Source organism: Mesorhizobium sp. B2-3-4 (genome assembly GCF_006442315.1).
Taxonomy (GTDB): Bacteria; Pseudomonadota; Alphaproteobacteria; order Rhizobiales; family Rhizobiaceae; genus Mesorhizobium.
On sequence record NZ_VFVY01000025.1, the window covers coordinates 1 to 18,600 of the forward strand.

At 65.4% G+C, this 18,600-nt stretch carries 17 protein-coding genes and 1 pseudogene; 4 read left to right on the forward strand and 14 right to left on the reverse strand.

The window, feature by feature from the left end:
• Positions 1-496 (reverse strand): annotated as a pseudogene (locus tag FJ967_RS28855) (WD40 repeat domain-containing protein); the annotation flags it as partial.
• Between the two features lie 320 nt (positions 497-816).
• Here FJ967_RS28855 and FJ967_RS33625 point away from each other — a divergent pair.
• A complete protein-coding gene (locus FJ967_RS33625; RefSeq protein ID WP_210243599.1) occupies positions 817-924 on the forward strand; it encodes a putative RiPP precursor in 108 nt (35 codons plus the stop codon).
• Here the strand turns inward: FJ967_RS33625 and FJ967_RS28860 are convergent, their stop codons facing one another.
• The 13 genes from FJ967_RS28860 to FJ967_RS28920 all read right to left on the reverse strand — a co-directional run bounded on the left by FJ967_RS28860 (position 925) and on the right by FJ967_RS28920 (position 15,023).
• Positions 925-2,118: a hypothetical protein gene (locus tag FJ967_RS28860; protein ID WP_140735708.1), complete on the reverse strand. Its 1,194-nt coding sequence runs from the start codon at positions 2,116-2,118 to the stop codon at positions 925-927. It lies immediately after the preceding gene.
• A gap of 163 nt (positions 2,119-2,281) precedes the next feature.
• Positions 2,282-3,052: an exodeoxyribonuclease III gene (locus FJ967_RS28865; RefSeq protein WP_140735709.1), complete on the reverse strand. Its 771-nt coding sequence runs from the start codon at positions 3,050-3,052 to the stop codon at positions 2,282-2,284.
• A gap of 2 nt (positions 3,053-3,054) precedes the next feature.
• On the reverse strand, positions 3,055-3,699 hold the full coding sequence (locus tag FJ967_RS28870; protein WP_140735710.1) for an alpha/beta family hydrolase: 645 nt from the start codon (positions 3,697-3,699) through the stop codon (positions 3,055-3,057).
• Between the two features lie 21 nt (positions 3,700-3,720).
• Positions 3,721-4,419, reverse strand: coding sequence for a hypothetical protein (locus tag FJ967_RS28875; protein ID WP_140735711.1), 699 nt, complete (start codon positions 4,417-4,419; stop codon positions 3,721-3,723).
• Positions 4,420-4,424: 5 nt separating this feature from the next.
• The gene (locus FJ967_RS28880) at positions 4,425-5,582 is read right to left on the reverse strand and encodes a tetratricopeptide repeat protein (RefSeq protein ID WP_140735712.1); all 1,158 of its coding nucleotides are present in this window, start codon (positions 5,580-5,582) and stop codon (positions 4,425-4,427) included.
• Positions 5,579-6,484 (reverse strand): Ku protein, encoded by a 906-nt coding sequence (locus tag FJ967_RS28885; protein WP_140735713.1) that lies wholly within the window; start codon positions 6,482-6,484, stop codon positions 5,579-5,581. The genes FJ967_RS28880 and FJ967_RS28885 overlap by 4 nt, the downstream gene beginning before the upstream one ends.
• Positions 6,485-6,796: 312 nt before the next feature.
• Entirely contained in the window at positions 6,797-9,295 is a 2,499-nt protein-coding gene (gene ligD / locus FJ967_RS28890; protein ID WP_140735714.1) for a DNA ligase D, read from the reverse strand.
• A 93-nt stretch (positions 9,296-9,388) separates the two neighbouring features.
• Positions 9,389-9,613, reverse strand: coding sequence for a hypothetical protein (locus FJ967_RS28895; protein ID WP_140735715.1), 225 nt, complete (start codon positions 9,611-9,613; stop codon positions 9,389-9,391).
• A gap of 120 nt (positions 9,614-9,733) precedes the next feature.
• Positions 9,734-9,910: a Flp family type IVb pilin gene (locus tag FJ967_RS28900; RefSeq protein WP_140735716.1), complete on the reverse strand. Its 177-nt coding sequence runs from the start codon at positions 9,908-9,910 to the stop codon at positions 9,734-9,736.
• A 157-nt stretch (positions 9,911-10,067) separates the two neighbouring features.
• The gene (locus FJ967_RS28905; protein WP_140735717.1) at positions 10,068-11,291 is read right to left on the reverse strand and encodes a GNAT family N-acetyltransferase; all 1,224 of its coding nucleotides are present in this window, start codon (positions 11,289-11,291) and stop codon (positions 10,068-10,070) included.
• A gap of 28 nt (positions 11,292-11,319) precedes the next feature.
• Positions 11,320-12,546 carry a GNAT family N-acetyltransferase gene (locus FJ967_RS28910; protein WP_140735718.1) on the reverse strand — a complete coding sequence of 409 codons (1,227 nt, stop codon included), beginning with the start codon at positions 12,544-12,546 and terminating at the stop codon, positions 11,320-11,322.
• A gap of 9 nt (positions 12,547-12,555) precedes the next feature.
• Positions 12,556-13,857, reverse strand: coding sequence for a hypothetical protein (locus FJ967_RS28915; protein ID WP_181176185.1), 1,302 nt, complete (start codon positions 13,855-13,857; stop codon positions 12,556-12,558).
• Complete coding sequence (locus tag FJ967_RS28920; protein WP_140735815.1) at positions 13,854-15,023, reverse strand: glycosyltransferase family 4 protein; 1,170 nt, start codon at positions 15,021-15,023, stop codon at positions 13,854-13,856. Before FJ967_RS28920 ends, FJ967_RS28915 begins: the two co-directional genes overlap by 4 nt.
• Before the next feature lie 422 nt (positions 15,024-15,445).
• Between FJ967_RS28920 and FJ967_RS28925 the strand changes: the two genes are divergently transcribed.
• The 3 genes from FJ967_RS28925 to FJ967_RS28935 all read left to right on the forward strand — a co-directional run bounded on the left by FJ967_RS28925 (position 15,446) and on the right by FJ967_RS28935 (position 18,600).
• Positions 15,446-16,615 (forward strand): DUF1972 domain-containing protein, encoded by a 1,170-nt coding sequence (locus tag FJ967_RS28925; RefSeq protein ID WP_140735719.1) that lies wholly within the window; start codon positions 15,446-15,448, stop codon positions 16,613-16,615.
• Entirely contained in the window at positions 16,612-17,880 is a 1,269-nt protein-coding gene (locus FJ967_RS28930) for a cellulase family glycosylhydrolase (protein ID WP_140735720.1), read from the forward strand. Before FJ967_RS28925 ends, FJ967_RS28930 begins: the two co-directional genes overlap by 4 nt.
• 207 nt (positions 17,881-18,087) lie before the next feature.
• The gene (locus tag FJ967_RS28935; protein ID WP_140735721.1) at positions 18,088-18,600 is read left to right on the forward strand and encodes a ferritin-like domain-containing protein; all 513 of its coding nucleotides are present in this window, start codon (positions 18,088-18,090) and stop codon (positions 18,598-18,600) included.

An 18,600-nucleotide genomic window follows, 5' to 3' on the forward strand; every position in this document is an offset into this window, starting at 1 on the left:
GCGGCGAAGGTGTCTCGGGGGCGGCCGGGGGCGGCGCCGGCGGCTTTGCCGCCTGCGGCGGGGCCTGGGCTGGCGGCTCCGGCCTTGGCGCGGGTTCCGCCGGCGGCGCGCTGGCGACATCCTGGCCACCCTCATGCGACCGCCACGTGCTGAGCCGGTCGCCAAGCAGGGCCAGCAGCACGACCACCGGCAGCACCAGGAAAGCCCGGCGCAGGCGCGGACGACCCACCGGCTCCACCTCGGCGTCCCGGCCGAACAGCGGCACTCCTGCCGCGTGCGCGGGCCGGCCGGGCAACTGGCCCGAAAGGAACAGCAGCGCGCCGATGAAACAGACGAGCGCTCCCGCCGAATACGCGCCCAGCTTCAGCGTGGCCGCGTCCAGCCCGTAGGAGCCGCGCTCGGCAACGATGTCGATCAGCGGATAGACCCGGCCCAGACAGGCAGCCGTGACCACTGCCAGGACAAGCGCCGGCACCCTGTCAGCCACCCTGTTCATCGCGCTTTCCCCTCGCCGGCCTCGGCCAAGACTATCAGCGTCGCAGGCGATCGCAAATGCGGCCGGGACCTGGCATATGGCAGGCGCAAACGCCTGAATTGTGAAGAATTCGGCGTCGTTCCCGCTCTAGAATCAGTCGAGGTCGATGGCTCTACGCTCGCCAATTGCCGTCACGACCTCATCGGAAAAGCTCCGGCAAGCTCGGCAGTGTCCAATTTGACACGGTTTTGCCGGCAAAACCGGTCCATTCCCGGCGAAACGTTGACAGAAGGCAGCGGTGTGGCACACTCCGGCCGGGATATATATTGGAGAGCTTGATCATGAAGAAGATCTATCAGCGGCCCGCCTTGGCCAAGAAAGGCAATCTGAAATTGATCACAGCCGCGACCAACGGCCCGGTCGTGACCTCAAAAGGCGGCCCCACCTGATCAGCCCGCAAGAACCAGATCGTCCATAACCATCTGCCAATGGTGTTTCGTCGAAAGGCGGACGCGAGTTACTTGCCCGAGCATCGGCGCATAATACAGCGGCGTTAGCGCCGACAGCATCACCTCGTCGCTGGCGACCAGCCGTTCGCCGAGCCAGCTTTCGATCAGCGCCGTTTCCCCTTCTGCCTTCAGCCAGGCAGCGCTGAGCAGCACCGAATGGAAGCCGAACGGCGTCTCGCGGCCGAACTCGGCCGGATAGCCGCTACTGGTGTAAGCCACGTGGTCGCCAGAGACATTGCCGTTGACATAGCCCTCGCTGTCCTTGGTGTGGTCCTTCGCCATGGCGTTCAAATTGCGCCAATCGAGCCCGGCATGGCCGCACGGGATCTTGCGGAAGCCGCGTCCAGTGACGTCGTCGAAGCCAATCATGCGTAGCCCCGCCTCGTCCGCCGGGGCCTGGGGCGAAAGCAGGCCGAGATCGGTGGGGTAAGGCGACAGCGCCAGCCGGCGGTCGAGCCCGCCGCCGGTGATCACCGCCGTATCGGCCTCGTCGGCAAGCTCGAAGCGAAAGGCACAAGCCGGAGCCAGCGTCCGGCGCTCCACCACCTGCCCGTTCGCCAGCACCGACAGCGTCGCGTCGGCGCCTGCCGCCATCCTGCCGGCCAGGCTGCGCACCGGCGCCAGCCCGACAGGCCGCGGCAGGTCCTGCGATATCAACCCGGTGGGCGAACCGGGTGCCAGCCGGAACGCCATCGACTGCGTGTCGTTGGCGCTGGGCGAACGCCAGCCCGGCGGCACTGAAACCGAGAACCGGTAATCGCCGGGCAACCGGATCGCGGCTGTCGCCGACGATGTCGACATGGCGAAATTGGCGTAACCGCCATTGTTCGTCCGCGCCGACGTAATGAAGCCGCCACGACCGTCGAACAGCCGTACCATGATGCCGGCCATCGGCCGGTCGGCAACGCCGTAGCTGCCGTCGCGGTCGACGTCGAAATAGACGAAGGACGAGCAGTTGACGGTGCCGGTGCTGCGCCGCCAGTCGGTGCGCATGGCATAGTCGTTGGCGGGGTTCGCCCGGCGCAGCGCCCGGCGGCCGAGGTGCCGCCGCCGCAACAGCCAGATGACCGCGACGACGGCGGCAATGATCGCCAGCGCCGCGACGAGCAGGCCGACAAGCGCGAGATTACTCATGGCTGACCGGCTGGTGGCGGACCGGCTTCGCTCGCGGCCGCGAGCCACTGTCACAAATGCAATGCATCAAACGGCCCCCTTGCCGATCCTGCCCACCTTAGTCCGGGAGATGATCCGCGGAAAAGGGCGATACGCCGCCGATGATGGAGCTGATGCGCATCCCTTACCTCAATTCCACCCAGACCGGTGCATGGTCGCTGGCGCCGCCCTGCCCGCGCACGTCGCGGTCGATAGCAGCGCCTTTCAGCCGGCGCACCAGCGGCTTCGACAGCAGGATGTGATCGAGCCGCAGGCCCGCGTCGCGCGGCCAGCGATTCCGGCGGTAGTCCCAGAAGGTGTAGAGCGTCTCCTTCGGGTGCATCTTTCTCAAGGCATCCGTCCAGCCTTGTTCGAGCAGCGCCGCGAAGGCGGCGCGGCTTTGCGGCTGCACCAGCGCATTGTCGTCATAGGAACGCGTGGCGTAGATGTCGCGCGGCTCGGGCACGATGTTGAAGTCGCCGGCTAGCACGACCGGCAGGCCGGTGTCGAGCAATTCACCCGCATGCGCCTCCAGCCGCGCGTGCCAGGCGAGCTTGTAGGCGAATTTCGGCCCCGGCTGCGGGTTGCCGTTCGGCGCATAGAGACAGGCAATGACGACGCCGTCCACCGCCGCCTCGATATAGCGGCTTTGCTTGTCCGCGTCGTCGCCCGGCAAGGCATCGCGGGTCAGCACCGGTTCGGCGCCGCGCGCCAGGATCGCAACGCCGTTCCAGGTCGGCTCCCCCTTCCACACCGCGCCGTAGCCGGCATCGGCAAGTGCGGTGCGCGGAAACTGCGTGTCGCGCGCCTTCAATTCCTGCAGGCAAACGACATCGGGCTTGGCCGTGGCAAGCCAGGCCAGCAGATTGTCCAGCCGGCTGTTGATGTTGTTGATATTGAAGGTGGCGATTTTCATGATCAGGAGGCGATCCGGCCTGCCCAAGCCTTCACCGTCTCGGCCAGCGTCTTCAGATGATCGGCCGTCGAAAATCCCGAAATGCTCTTGCGCGGCTTGAGATCATGGTCGCCGTCCTCCAGCCACACCACTTCGATGCTGTCCGACAGCCCATAACCGGCCACCTCATCCCTGGTACCGAATTCGTCGCGCGTGCCTTGAAAAATCAGCGTCGGCGTTTTCAATCCGGTGAGGTGTTTGGTCCGCAGTTGCTCAGGCTTGCCGGGCGGATGGAAGGGATAGCCGAGGCACACCAGCCCGGCAATTTCGCCCTTGGAAAACATCTCGTCCGCCACCATCGAGGCAACGCGCCCGCCCATCGACTTGCCGCCGATGATCAGCTTTCCCTGAACGCCCCTGGCTCTGAGGTCGGCGATCGCCTTCACATATTCCGGGTTCACCGTGTCGGCGCGCGGCGGCGGCTTGCGCTGGCCGTAGCGGCGCGCCGCCATGTAGTGGAACTCGAACCGCGCGACCTGAAAACCCACGGCGGCGAGAGCCTTGGCGGTGGCGGTCATGGAAGGTGAATCCATGGAAGCGCCGGCGCCATGCGCGAGCAGGATGGTGATAGGGGCGGTGTCGAAGCCGTCAAAGAGGAAGGTTGTCATGGGGTGATCTTTCGGTACAGGTCACGATCCTTTGTCAGCCAGCTGTCGAGATGCACGGCCGCAAACCTGCGACTGCAGATATTCCACTTGGGCGGCCAGATATTCTGGACAGCCAGTCGCATCGATACCGCTTATCCATTTGCAAGCAGCTTCACGCCCTTGAACCTGCTCAAGCAAGCAGAAATAGGCGGTATCTCGCCACGCGCCGCATAATTGGGAATTGCCATCCATCACATTCAGCGCCGATCCCCAGGTGAACCATTGCCTGATCCATGCGCCGACCTTGCCGTCGAAGTCAGCGACACACTGGGCTATGAACCCATCCACATCCTGCTCGTCGACTGCACAGTAGGGCCATCGGCCAGGAACTGAAAAATTCGAGTAAACATGATCGACCGAAACGCGGAGAAATTCCTTGCTCTGTCGCCGAGAACTTTTCGTCTTGAACTGCGCCGAACTCGGATCCTTGATTTCATACCACTGGCCAAAGTCCTTGTATAACTTGGCGAACTTCTTCCACTTGAACACAGCCACCAACGAGCAGTCATATTCCCCATACCGGCGCTCCGCATAGCAATCGAACTCAATGGTGAAGTCGGTCAGATTCTCCGCAGACGCGACCGCCAGTTTGGGGCTGCCCGACTTGAACCATCTCTCGCCAAGGCGCGCATGGAGTTCTTCGGCAACCCGCGTTCGGATGGCCTTGGCGTCGAGTGGCACAGCCCTCACCCCGCCGACTTCGCCAGTTGCATATCCACGAACTGCACGCCCTTGGCCGCCACCCCGGCCCATTCGGAGTCGGCATCCAGTTCCAGATACCGCACCCACAGTCGCCGCGCCTCGGGCAGATTGCCGGCGTCGAATTCCAGCCGCGCCAGGTTGAACACCGGGTCGGCGTAGTTTTTGTCCAGCACGATCGCCTTCTGCAGGTGCCGCCGCGCCGAGGCGTCGCGGCCTTGTTCGCTCATCAGGCCGGCGAGGTTGAACCAGGCTTCGACGAAGGCCGGGTCGAGCTTGATCGCCCTGATATAGTCATGCGCGGCCTCGGCCACGCGCCCGGCCCCGCGCAGGCAGTTGGCGCGGTTGAAGGCGGCGATCGCGTCGGTCGGATCGATGGCGAGGCAGCGCTGGTAGAGCACGGCCGCGCCATCGTGGTCGCCGCCCTCCTCGGTCGCTTCCGCTTCGGCGAACAAGTCTTCCAGCGTGTCGTCACCCTGGGCCGCGGCGCCCAGATCGAACAGCAACTGCCCGTCGAGTTCGCTCTGGCCGCCTTCGAGATAGATGGCGTCGGGCCGGCCGAACGCCGAGCCGACATTGAGCGACTTGGCGGTGAGCGATGCGACCGGACCGGAGCGGTGGACCGAGCGCGCGATCGCGCCCCATGTCGCGCCGCCGGCGATCAGCCCGGCATATTTGCGCGCCAGGATCAGGTCGCGGAAGGAATAGGGTTCACAATCATGCTCGAAGGCGTCGAACAGGCTGAGCCTGTCGACATCGGCGCCCGACAGCCTGGATTGGTCGATCAGCGACTGGCGCGACAGCGAGGATGCCTCCGGCGCCTGCATCAGGCCGAGCAGACGCAGGAACCCGTTCTCGCTCAGCACAACACGGCCCGCCGCGCGCTCGGCGCCGAGGCGGCGTTCGATGTCGCCGTCACCGGCCTTAGCCGGCCCTGTCTTGGACAACCCCGCTTTGGACAGCCCAGTCTTGGACAGCCCGGTCTTGGACAACAAAGTGCGTCCGAACACGACATGGGTGGTGCGCCTGGTGACGCCGCGCCTGAGTTGGCCGTGCTGGCGCTCCACCTCGCGTGCGGCGAGCCGGAGCGGAAAAGCCGCCAGCGCGCCGACCGTGCCGAAGACGGCGCCCGCCGGTGCCGTCATTTCTTGCTCTTGCCGACCGCCTTGAGCAGACTGGCCTTGAGCGGATTTTCAGCAGCGCCGCCCGCTGCCGCCTTCTTGGCGGCGGGCTTGGCTGCCTCGTCGGCCTTGCTCTTCGACTTTGCCGGCGGCTTCGACTGCGACAGGCTCGCCTTCAGCGCGTCCATCAGGTTGATGACGTTGCCGCGCTCGGGCGCCGCCGCGATGATCGGCTTGTGACCCTTGAGCTTCTCGCGGATCATCGCCATCAGCGCGATCTCGTAGCGGTCCTCGTAGTTCTTCGGGTCAAAGGTGGTTTCCTTCTGCTTGATCAGCGCTTCGGCGAGCTCAAGCATTTCCTGGTCGGGCTTGCCGGCCGGGATGTTGCCGAAATACTCAACCGTGCCACGCACTTCGTTCGGGTTCCTCAACGTACACACGAACATGCCGTTTTCGCGCGCACCGATTGTCACCACGCGTTCGCGGCTGGACAGCACCAGCCGTGCAATGGCGAGCTTGCCGGACTTGCGCATCGCCTCGCGCAGCACGGCGAAGGTTTCCTCCGCCATCGCGCCGTCCGGCGCCATGTAATAGGGCGCGTCCTGGTAGATGACGTCGACCTCGTCCTCGTCGACGAAGGCCTCGATGTTCATCGTATGGTTGGATTCGATCCTGACCGCGTCGAGGTCGGTGTCATCGATGATGATGTACTGCTTGTCCTCGTACTCGTAGCCCTTGACCAGATCCGCCCGCTCGACGAGCCCCAGTTCCGGGTCGACCGGCTTCATGTTGATGCGGTTGTGGGTCTTCTTGTGCAACTGGTTGAACGAGATGCGTTCGCTGGCACTGGTGGCGGGGTAAAGCCGCACCGGACAGCTGACGAGACTGAGCTTGAGATAACCCTTCCAACTTGCCCTGGGCGCCATGATGAACTCCTACGCGGCCATGCGCTGACACTATGTTGCAGCGCTTCGTCCGCAGGACGAACAAGGCTGCTTAAATCCTACACCGACCCCTGATGATAAAGCCAAATCCCTGACGAAATGTTCCGGCGGGTACGATGGGTCCGGGCGGGAGGATAATTCAAATTGTCGAAACCGTCGACGGGCTGGCATTCGTTGGCGTTGGCGATTGGTCTGAAGGCTCCTGGGATCACGACCGTGGCGGGCCGGTTCCGGACCGTGGCGGAGCTCTGAGGTTACGGTCCGGAACCCGATCCGCCACGCTCCGCAACGGCGCTACGAAGACCGAAAAACCGGCAAATCCCTGGCGAAATCATCGATCTCCGCCCACGGATCGCCAGACGTTTCCAAGAGCCCCGGCAGCGATGAATAGTTCAAGTCCTGCGGCGCATCGATCGCCTCCAGGTCGCTCCAGCTGACCGGTGTCGAGGCCGGCAGATTGGTGCGCGCCCGCAGCGAATAGGGTGCTGCCGAGGTGTGGCCGCGCGCATTGCGGTGATAGTCGATGAAGATGCGCCGCTTGCGGTTCTCCTTGCCCATGGTGGTGGTGAAAGTGTCGGGCGCGGTCGCCGCCAGATGCGTCGCGATGGCACTGGTTGCCTGGTGCAGCTTCTTCCAGTTCTGCTTTGATGTCACCGGCACGGTGATGTGGATGCCGCTGCCGCCGGAGGTCTTGGCGAAGGGCACCAGCCCGAGCCCCTCCAGTTCGCCCTTGATGTGGACGGCGGCCTCGACCACCTCGCGCCACGAAATCCCCTCGCCCGGATCGAGATCGAAGACGATCTGGTCCGGCTTGTCCAGGCTGGTGCGGTGGGTGCCCCAGGTGTGGAACTCGACGACGCCGAACTGCGCCAGCGCCAGATAGCCCTTGGCGCCCTCGACCGAGAGATAGGATTTGGTCTCGCCTTCGGAATTGGTCGCCTGGAACGTCACCACGGAAGGCGGCATGCCGGTGAAGGCGTGGCGTTGGAAGAAGCAGTCCTTGGGCAGGCCGGTAGGGCAACGCACCAGCGACACCGGCCGGCCGAGGATATGCGGCAGCATGAAGTCGCCGACCAGCGCGTAATAGACGGCGATGTCGAGCTTGGTCGGGCCGGCCTTGCCGAACAGCCGCCGTTCCGGATTGGTCACCCAGATGGTGGCAAGGTCGGCCTCCGAGATCAGCCGCTTGCGCTTGGCCGAGACCGGCGTCGACAGGCCGACATCCCTGAGGCCGCGAAACACGCCATGGCGCAGCGAATTGTCAGCGGTTCGGTTGGCAAAGTGGATGCGCGCCGAAAACAGCGGCTTCACCCAGCGCATCTCGCGCATGATTTCGCGCGGCACGCCTTCCGGCGGCGTCGCACCCGACGTGAGCGGCTCCAGCCGCGCCAGCAGGTCCTCGGCGGTTTCGCGGTCGAAGCCGGTGCCGACCTTGCCGCGATAGTGCAGCTCGCCGTCCACCCACTCCGCCATGCCGAGCGCGGCCAACCCCTCGGCCGCTTCTGAAACGGTGTAGCCGGCGATGACGAAATCGGCCTTCTCGAGCGCCTTCGTCTTGGTCCAGCTCTTGGTGCGGCCGCTCTGATAGATCGCGGTGGCGCGCTTGGAGACCACGCCCTCCAGGCCGAGTTCCGTCACCTGGTCGTAAAGCCCCTGCCCCGAGCCTTCGACATGGTCGGAGAACTGGATGGCGGAGTTGGCGCCGAGCCCGCCAAGCAGCTCGGCCAGCAGCGCCTTGCGCGCGATGAGCGGCGCCTTCATCAGGTCCCAGCCGTCGAGATGCAGCAGGTCGAAGGCATAAAAATGCAGCTTGCTGCCGGCGCCCTCGGCCAGCGCGTCCTGCAGCAGCGCAAAGCGCGAAATGCCCTTGGCGTCGAGCACGACGATCTCGCCGTCGATGATCGCATCGCGGCACGGCAATTTTGCGAAAGCGTGCGGCAGATCGCCATAGCGCTTCGTCCAGTCGATGCCGCCACGGGTGATCAGCCGCACCTGCCCGTCGCCGACATGCGCCATGGTGCGGTAGCCGTCGAATTTGATCTCATGCAGCCAGGGCTCGTTGGTGTTTTCGGCAATGCTTTCGCCGCCCGGCGGCTTCGGCACCTGGGTCGCCAGTTGCGGCTCGATGCGGCCGGGCGCCGGCGCCCTGGCCGCGCCCGGCAGGTCGCCAGGCTTCAGCGAACCAGGCTTTGGCGCGCGCTTGGCCGCGGGTTTCGGGGGCGCCGCCAGTTCCTCGATGCGCAGGCCGGATTTCACGCTTTCCGGCCGCGCTTCGAGGATGTTCAGGTCAACGTCAGCGGCCAGGTCGCGCTCCTTGAACAGCAGCCAGTTCTTCTTTTCGGAATCCTCGCCGGGCTTTGGCTTCAGCCTGGTCAGCATCCAGCCGCCATTGAGCTTTTCGCCGGCCAGCCGGATCTTGAAGGCCCCGGTGGCGAGGCTCTTCTCGACATCGTCCATCGGCGCCCATGTGCCTGTGTCCCAGACGATCATCGGCCCGCCGCCATATTCGCCCTCGGGAATGACGCCCTCGAAGTCGATATATTCAAGCGGATGGTCCTCGGTTTCGACCGCCAGCCTCTTGTCGGCCGGGTTGAGCGACGGCCCGCGCGGCACGGCCCAGCTCTTCAGGACATCGCCGACCTGCAGCCGCAGATCGTAGTGGTCCGCCGTCGCATGATGCTTGTGAACGACGAAGCGGTTGCCGTCGGCGGTGATCGACCCGCCCGCCGGCTCCGGCGTCTTCGAGAATTCGCGCTTGGCGCGGTAGGTCTTGAGCTTGGGGGAAATTGTCATGAGCAGGCGTGGGTGCCGGCTAGACCGACGCCCGGGCGCGGCGTTCCTTTACGCCCTCCCGTCAGCATCTCCCGGCAGCGTCGCCTCACAATCTCAATCGTCGATCGCCGGCGTCAGCTCGAGCTCGGCCGGCGTGAGGCCCTGCTGCAACTGGCTCAGGCGGAATTCATCGACCCAGTAGGCCTCGCCGTCGACCAGCACGCGCGCCCGGTAGGCTCCGTCCGAAAAACTTTGCGCGGTGATGTAGACCTTGTGGCCGTCGAGCGCCTTGCGCACCGCGGCGCGCTTGGCATTCTGGCCGGTGACGGGACTGAACATGACGCTGCCCTCGGTCGCCCGATATCAGACACGGCCGCTTTCGCGGCCTGGCGACTGGGTTCAAGGATGACGGAGACGCGCCGCCCTGTCAATTTCGAGGGCGGCGGCCTGGCCCGCGGCTTACGAGCCGCTGCTGTTCAACGTGTTGCCGATCTTGGTGAACTTGCCGTTGATCGCGTTGCCCAGCGCGCCCGCACCGGTGATGATGGCAAGCGCGATAAGCGCGGCGATCAGACCATATTCGATGGCGGTGGCGCCGGATTCGTCCCGGATGAACCGGGAAATTGTTGCTGACATGTCGTTGCCCTTGGCTTCTGATCCCTCGCATAACCCTATAGACACCGCAGGTTGCGGTTCGGTTAAATCTTTCGCAGTGTTTTGAAGAGGTTCCGGGGCCGCCTTGAATCAGGATGAGAGCAATGGCGCCCAAATGTCCCGCCAGGACCGGCGGCCGTCAGTTCTTCAGCCGCCGCAGGCGGCGCATCACGCCCTGCACGGCCTTGTAGAGCCGCGGCTTGGAGCGCACGAAAAGCTCGGTCTTGCCGCGCAGCCTGATATAGGCGGTCGAGCCCCTGCCCTTCAGCGTCATCGGCTCGCACAGTTCGGCCAGCACCGAGCTCGATGCACCGATATGCTGCTTGTAGCCCTGGCTGCCGACCGAAAGGTCGAAATAGCCGAGCCCTTGCGACCGTCCCCACATCATCAGCTTGCCGATCGTCGTCAGGCCCGGAGAGACGTTGGGCACCGCGTCCTGGTCGATCCCGAGCAGCAGCGCATGCAACGTGCCCTTCATGACAAGCACGTAGATCACCGCGAGATAGGCTTGACCGACCCGCAGCCCGAACAACCGCACGGAGCCGTCTGAAAGCCCAGTCAGGGCCGCATTGCGGTAGAACTCGACGATCGGCGCCTGCGTCAGCAGGTCGAAGCGCCCGAGTTCGCGAAAGCGGTTGAGCCTGAGGTCCAGCAGCGTCGCGAACTGCTCCTCGATCATGCCGGGCGTCTCGGCTTCGACCAGAGCGAGCCCGCCGAGCTGTTCGAAGCGGCGGCAATGCTTGTTGAAATTCTTCGAAAAAGACTGTTTGCAGATGCGCTTGATCAGCGTTTGCGGATCGCCGTCCATGGCCAGGCCGGAGGCGATCTGGATGGAGTCGCGCGCCACCGAAAGCAGCGCCAGCGGATTGGCGACACCGTGGATTTCCTGCGGGATTCCCGCAACATGGATGCGGTCGGTCGGCGGCAGCACGGCGCGCACGGCCGCCCAGACGGCGTCGGCGCCTTGCGTGGTCCACGGCCTGGCGTCGGCCAGCAGCGGGGCCGAATAGTCGCAGACGCCGCAGCTCAGCCATTCGATCACATAATGGCCGAGCGCCCGGCGCCGCATCAACGGCATCAGCATGACGGGCGCATCCGTGGCGGCATCGTTGACCTCCACCACCAGCAGCTCGGCGGTTTTGGGCATCAGCCGGTTTGCGATCCCTTCCACCCAGGCAAGGCCCTGGTGGCCGGTGCACAGGCCGGTCTCCTCGAGGCGCAGCCATAACGGCCTTACGGTGTCGAAGCTGGTGTGCAGCCGGGCGGTATAGTGCGTGGCGACGCCGGCGCCGGCGGTTGCCGGAGAATGGGGGCCACCGGCGACATTCGCCACCGCGGCCTTTCGCATTGCCTGGCTTGCCACATGCTTCTCCTGTCGTTCCGGCCCGCCCTCAGCATCCTCCACGCAAGCGCCGCAAGCCTCGCATCGATCCCTGGACCGCCGTGAGCAGCCTTGGATTGGCGCGGACGAAAGCCTCGGCCCGGTTACGCAACTTGATGGCGGTGCTCGCGGCACTGCCCTTCATCGTGAACCCGTGGCAAAGCTCGGCCAGCACCGAACCCTTGGCGCCCATATGTTCCTTGTAGCTCTGGCTGCCGACCGACAGGTCGAAATAGCCGAAGCCTTTCTCGCGCGCCCAGCTCATCAGCCTGCCCATGATCAACAGGCCCGGAGACACGTTGGGCACCGCGCTCTGGTCGATTGCTATCATGAGAGCATGAACGATGCCTTGATGAGCCAACAGATATTGCACCGCGATCAGGGCCTCGCCGACGCGCAGCCCGAAGATCCGCACCGATCCGTCCGAAAGGCCCTGAAGGGCCGCGTTCCGGTAGAACCCGACGGCCGTCTCCTGGGTCAGGAGGTCGAAACGGCCAAGCTCGCGAAAGCGGTCGAGGCGCATCCTGACCAGCCCGCCAAAGACGGACTCCACCTTGGCAGGTGTGTCGGCTTCGACCAGTTCGAGATCGCCGAGCCGCTCGAGCCGGCGCCAGTCCTTGTTGAAGGCCTTGACGAAGGAGGGCCGGCACAGGCGCTTCAGCAAGGTCTCGGCATCGCCCTCGATGGCGAGGCCGTAGGTGGTCTGGATGGAATCGCGCGTCGCCGGAAGCAGGGCCAGCGGATTGGCGACGCCGTTGACCTGCCGCGGTATGCCCACGATGTGGACACGGTCCGCCGGCGGCAGCACCGAACGCACCGCGGCCCACGCGGCCTGCGCGGATTGCGTGGTCCACGGGCTGGCATCGGCCAGCAGCGGCGCCGAATAGTCGCAGACGCCGCAGCTCAACCATTCGATCACCCAATGGTGGAAGGCCCTGCGCCGCATCAGCGGCACCAGCATCCTGGGTTGGCCGGTCGCGGCGTCCGCCACCTCCACGATCAGCAGCTCGGTGCCTTCCGGCAGCAGCCGCGCGACGATCCCTTCCGCCCAGGCGTAATTCTGGTGGCCGGTGCACACGCCCTGCGCCTGCAGGCGCAGCCAGAGCGGCCTTACCGCATCGAGGCTGGTGTGCAGTTTTGCCGTATAGGCGTCGTTCGCGGCGACGGCGGCGGGATGCGAAACCTGCCCGTCCGGCAGATCGGTCACCGCGACGATTTGCGCTGCCTGTCCTGACACATCGCTCTCCTATCGTTTTACCGCGGCGAACGTAACCGCCCGCCGCCAGGAGCCCAGACGGCTGTTGCGCTGCTGGTCCGGATGCTCGATGTTCCACATGCGGTGATGCACGAAATACCATGATGCCGCGAGCACGAAGATCTCGGAAAGCGCCGAACCGGCCAGCGCCCATGGCGGCGGCGCGATTGCCAGCGAGATGGCGATCAGCACCAGCCCGACAATGGCGCCGCCCATGGTGATGAACGCCACGATGCGGAAGTCGCCCATGATCTCCAGCACGATGCGCGGCATGATGTAGAGCATGATCGGGACGAAGTTCGCGATCACGAAAAGCCCGATGAACCCCACCGATGCATCCTGAAGCGCCTGGGACTTGATCATCGGCAGGAGGAACATGATGGCGCATCCATAGACCAGTGCGCCGAACCCCATGACGGCGGCCCAGATCTTCGACTGCGCCCAGACACGGCGCGTTTCGTTGTTGCGCATCAGCTTGGCCAGTTCCGGCTGCGTCATGTTGACGAAGGCCAGGCTGATGATGCGCAGCGGTGCGAACAGCACCAGCACCGCCGCCAGCGGCGCGTAGGCTGCAGGCCCGGCAATGCCCGCGACCAGCAGCGCCAGGCATTGGCCCTGAATGTTGGTGGTGGTGGCGCTGAAGGCCGACCAGCAGAGCTGCGACCAGAGTTTTGCATAGCGCCGCCGCGTCGGCATCCGAAAACTGATGCGCAGCGTGCGGGGCGCCAGCCGGACGAGGACGAAGATGCCGAACACATTGGCCGCGGCAAGCGCGTAGAACACGGTCTGCAGCATGTCCTTGGCCAACCAGATCGCCAGGCCAGCCATGACGGTGCCGGCGATCGTAAAGGCGCCATCGCTGATCGAGACGATCAGTTGCTGACGACGCGCGAAGAAGGCCGTGCGCATATGGCTGCGCAGGGACCACGCGCCGACGAAGCAGCCGGCGGCTATTCCGCTGGGATCGCCGAGCAGGCGCATGACGATCGCCGTGCCGAAGGCCATCAGCAAGGCCACGACCAGCGCCGCCGTCCCGAAGGCCACGTCATAGGCATCGACGCCGGCGCTGTTGGTGCTCTTGCCCATCCATATCGAGGCGGGAACCGCGGTGAGCGACCTGATATAGGACAGGCCGACGCCGCCCATCACCATGCCGATGGCGAAGAGACCGTAGCCTTGCGCCGACAACATGTGCAGCAGCGCGATGTTGAGAGCGAAGTGGAAGCCGCTCTGCATCGCCTCGCCGCCGATCATCAGCACCAGGCGCCGCACCAGATGGCCAGGGAGTTTCACGGCCGTGTCTCCGCCTGGCGCACGGTTGCCGTCCGGCCCGGCTTGGCGATGATCGCCTTCAGCTTGTCGGCGGCTATCGCGGCAATGGCCGCCGCCGCGACCGGCTCGCTGAACAGCGCTTCGTAGCGCGCCCGCCCGGCGGCGACAAAGGAGCGCCAGGCTTCGGGCCGCAGGATGATCTCCTCGAGTTTGCCGGCAAGCGCGGCGGCGTCGCCGGGCGGCACATGCCAGCCGGTTACGCCGTCCGCGACCACCTCGACCAGCCCGCCGATCGCCGACACCAGCGGCGGCCGGCCATAGGCCATGGCCTCGATGGCGACGCGGCCGAGCGATTCGGGACGGCGCGACGGCACAGTGACGATATCGGCCCAGCGATAATGCTCGGACGGATCGGGAATGAAGGGCAGCACGCTGACGCGTCCGGCAAGTCCCATGGTCTCGACCAGTTCGGCAAGCGCGCGCTCGCGCTCGACGCTTTCGAAGGCGCCGCCGACCAGCCGTACCTCGACGCGCGACTTCAGCTCCGCCGGCAGCGAGGCGATCGCCTCCAGAAGCACCTCCTGGCCCTTGATCCGGTTGATGCGGCCAAGCAAAAGCACCTTGAGCGGACGCTTGCCGTCATAGGTCATCGCTTCGGCCGCCGCCGGGCCAGCAACGCCGTTATAGACCACATGGGAACGCGCCGACCTCGGCTCGCCGAACGCGGCGCGGGTGGCGCGCGAGTTGAAGATGAGGTCGGCATGGCTCCAGTGCATCAGGCCGACAAGGATCCTGCGCATGGCGCCTTCGGGGATTTCGTGGATATGCAGCACCGCCTTGCGCGGGAGAAGGCGCGCCGCCAGCGCGTAGTCGGCCACAATCGAGGTGTTGACATAGGTGAGGTCGCGGTCCCGGAGCCGCCGCCATGCCCTCAGCACCGCGACCGGCAGCCGCGCCATCTCGATGGTGGCAAGGCGCGCAATGGCCTGGCGCCTCAGCACCCACAGCGGCTCGAAGACGATCCGGGTCGCATGCGGTTCGAGGATCTTGACGATCGGTCCGCTACGCGGCAGCACCACTTCGATGTCGGCTGATGGAAACGCGGCGCGCAGCGCGGCCACGCTCTCCGCGAAGCTACGGTCGGAACCATAGAGTTCGTAGCCCTGATGGATGCAGGCAATCCGCATATTCACATGCATCTTTCTGTCAGGGGTGGTGTGACGATTCCGCCGCCTGACGATATCAGCGACCGGAAAACTTCAAGTCCAACACCCCTTTGGACTTCACTGGTTGTCAGCATGGTCATCACCACACCAATGCCGCGCGCCTCCGCCGATTCTGGCGCGCAGAAGTCCATGAGCAAGGATCATGCCGGGCCTGATCTGGCCATCCGCGGGTCTTCAGGGCCCGGCAACGCCTCGTTTCGATACATAACCGGGGAAGGTTGACCGATAGTGAAACAACCCCAGCGGCCGGAAGAAATATTTTACAACCCGGTGAGATAATGGTGCCGACCCTGAGTCTGGCATGGATATCGCATGGCCGGGGTCCAGGGGTTTGGGACAGCACTCGCAGTGCGAATCGAGCGGATTTGAAAGCGCCAGCAACGATGAAATCGGCAACGCCCACCATCCTGATCCTCGGGACGCGTGGCATTCCCGCGGCCCATGGCGGCTTCGAGACCTTCGCCGAAAGGCTGGCGCTGTTTCTTGTCGCGCGCGGCTGGAAGGTCGGCGTCTATTGCCAGGACGAGGTCGAGCGGATCGACCGGCGGGTGCGCACCGAAACCTGGAAAGGCATCGAGCTCATTCATGTCCAGGTCGCCTCGAAAGGTCCGCGCGCGACGCTGGAATTCGACTGGCAATGCGTGCTCGACGCCGCCCGGCGGCCAGGCGTCTGCCTGGTGCTCGGCTATAATGGCGCGGTCTTCCTGACCTGGCTGAGGCTGATGCGCCGCAAGATCGTCACCAACATGGACGGCATCGAGTGGCGCCGGCCCAAATGGGGGATGGCGGCGCGCACATGGTTCTGGCTCAACGAGTGGATCGGCGCCTGGGCCTCGCACCGTCTGGTCGCCGACCATCCCGTGATCGCCGACCATCTGGCGACGCGCCGGCCGCGCAGCGCCATCGCCACCATCACCTATGGCGCCGACCCGGTGACGGCGGCGCCGGAGGAACCGGTGCGCGCGCTTGGCCTCGAGCCTGGCAGATACCTGATCTCGATCGCGCGCATCGAGCCCGACAACAACATCCTGCCCATCGTCGAGGCCTTCTGCGGCCAGAAGCGCGACATGAAGCTGGTGGTGCTTGGCACGCTTTCCCCCGACATTCCCTATCATGCCGCCATCCGCAAGGCGGCCAACGCCTCGGTGGTGCTGCCAGGAGCCATCTACGACCAGGCCGCGGTGAAGGCGCTGCGCTTTCACGCGCGCGCCTATCTGCATGGCCACACCGTCGGCGGCACCAATCCCTCGCTGGTCGAGGCACTGGCCGCCGGCAACATGGTGATCGCCCACGACAACCCCTATAACAGGTGGACCGCGGGCGCGGCCGCGATCTTCTTCACCGACAGGCAGAGCTGCGCCGAGCGCATGCAACAGGCGCTGGACGATGACGCCCTGGTCAAATCGTGCGGCGCGGCCGCAAGGGCGCGCGCCGACGAGGCGTTCCGCTGGGACGATGTCCTGCTTGCCTATGAAACCGAGGCCTACCGGCTTCTGGGCGTGAGCGCCGCCGGCGCCGTGCCGGTCGATCGGCCCTCGCCCGGCGCCGTATGACGGGCTGGTCGCGACGGCGGCTGCTGCGCACCGCGCTGTCGGGCGCGCTGGTGCCTGCAGCACTTTCGTCCGGACCACCCGCTCTGGCCGCCGCCACCGGCGCGTGGCGCTTTCGCCGCGGCGTCAATGCCTGGCCCTGGTTCGCGCTGACGCGTGAATTTCCCGCGCCGCGCACCGATTATGCCTGGCCGCCCTTCCAGTCGCAGCGGCCGGTGCCGACCCCGGCCGACCTGCGCCGGCTGCGCCAGACCGGGCTCGACTTCATCCGCCTGCCGGTCGATCCCGGGCCGTTCCTTGCCGCCGACGCCGCCACCCGCACGAAATTATTGGCGACGCTCGACGATGCCGTCGCGGCCGCCATCGATGCCGATCTCGGCATCATCGTCAACGTGCAGGCCAACGGCGCCACCCATTACTGGAATCCCGACCGCATGGTCTCCAGCACCGCCGCGCCGGAATTCGAAGCCTATCGCGCGCTGGTCGGCGAGCTTGCCGGCAGGCTGCAGCGCTTCCCGGCTGATATGGTGGCGCTGGAGCCGGTCAACGAGCCGCCGCAATCCTGCGACTCCAATGTCTGGTCGCTGGTCCAGGCGGCGCTCCTGACCGCGGCCCGGGCATCGTCCGCGACCTTGCCTCTGGTCGTCACCGGCGGTTGCGGCTCGATGGTGAGCGGGCTCGCCGCGCTCGACCCGCAACCGCTGGCGGCCTTCGAACCGATCCTGTTCACCTTCCACTTCTACGAACCCTATCTGTTCAGCCACCAGGGCGCGCCCTGGATGCGCGAGCCCGTCTACCGCGCGCTGAACAATGTGCCATGGCCGGCCTCCGCCGGTTCGCTCGAACAGACACTGGCCTCCGTCCGGGCACGCATGGCTCAGGATACGCAGACATCGCAAGCCGACAAGAAGGCCGCCTATGCCGAAACCGAACGCGTGCTGAAAGTCTATTTCGACGCTGGGCCCGATCGCTGGTTCATCGACAAATATCTCGGCCAGGCGCGCGCCTGGGCCGACGCCCACGGCATTGCGCGCGAACGCATCATCATGGGCGAATTCGGCGCGCTGCGCACGGATGCCCGCTACACAGCCGCGCCCAACCCCGACCGCGCCCGCTACATCGCCGATGTCCGGCAAAGCGCCGAGGCATCGGGCTTTCCCTGGGCCTTCTGGGATCTCTTCGACGGCATGGGCATGATGGACGACACCACGCGCGCGCTGGACCCGGCCATGGTCGAGGCGCTCGGGTTGAGGACGCCGGCCGACTGAGGCCGCGGGCTCATAAGGCGAAGCGACAATCCGATGGCCGCCAACCGCCTCCGCCGTCGCGGCTAGTCCATTTGGCAGCCGGCTGCCTGTGCAGACCTCGGGTGAACCTTCCGACAACAATCGATCTGGCGCTCGGAACATCCGGGCGGGATCGAAGTTGCCCAAACGCCTCGCCAAGCAGGCGCATTCACCAGGAGGACGATCATCATGGCAGCCCCAAAGACAGCGTCCCGCAAGGGCCTGAACGAACTCTTCCACGATACGCTGAAGGACATCTACTTCGCCGAAAAGAAGATCCTCGCCACGCTTCCCAAAATGGCGAAAGCCGCGCAGAGCGAGGAGCTGAAAGCGGCTTTCGACAAGCACCATGGCCAGACAAAGGAGCATGTCGCACGCCTGGAGGAGGTATTCGAGGTGATCGGCAAGAAGCCGCAGGGCAAAACCTGCGCCGCGATCGTCGGCATCACCGAGGAAGGCGCCGAGATCATGGAGGAATACAAGGGTGCACCGGCGCTGGATGCCGGCCTTCTCGCGGTGGCTCAGGCCGTCGAGCACTATGAAATCTCGCGCTACGGCACCATGAAGACCTGGGCGAGTGAGCTGGGGCTTGCCGAAGCGGTTTCGCTGCTCAACTTGACGCTCGGCGAGGAAAAGGACACCGACGCCGCGCTCTCGAAACTGGCCGAAACGGCCGTGAATGCCGAGGCCGAGGCGCGATAG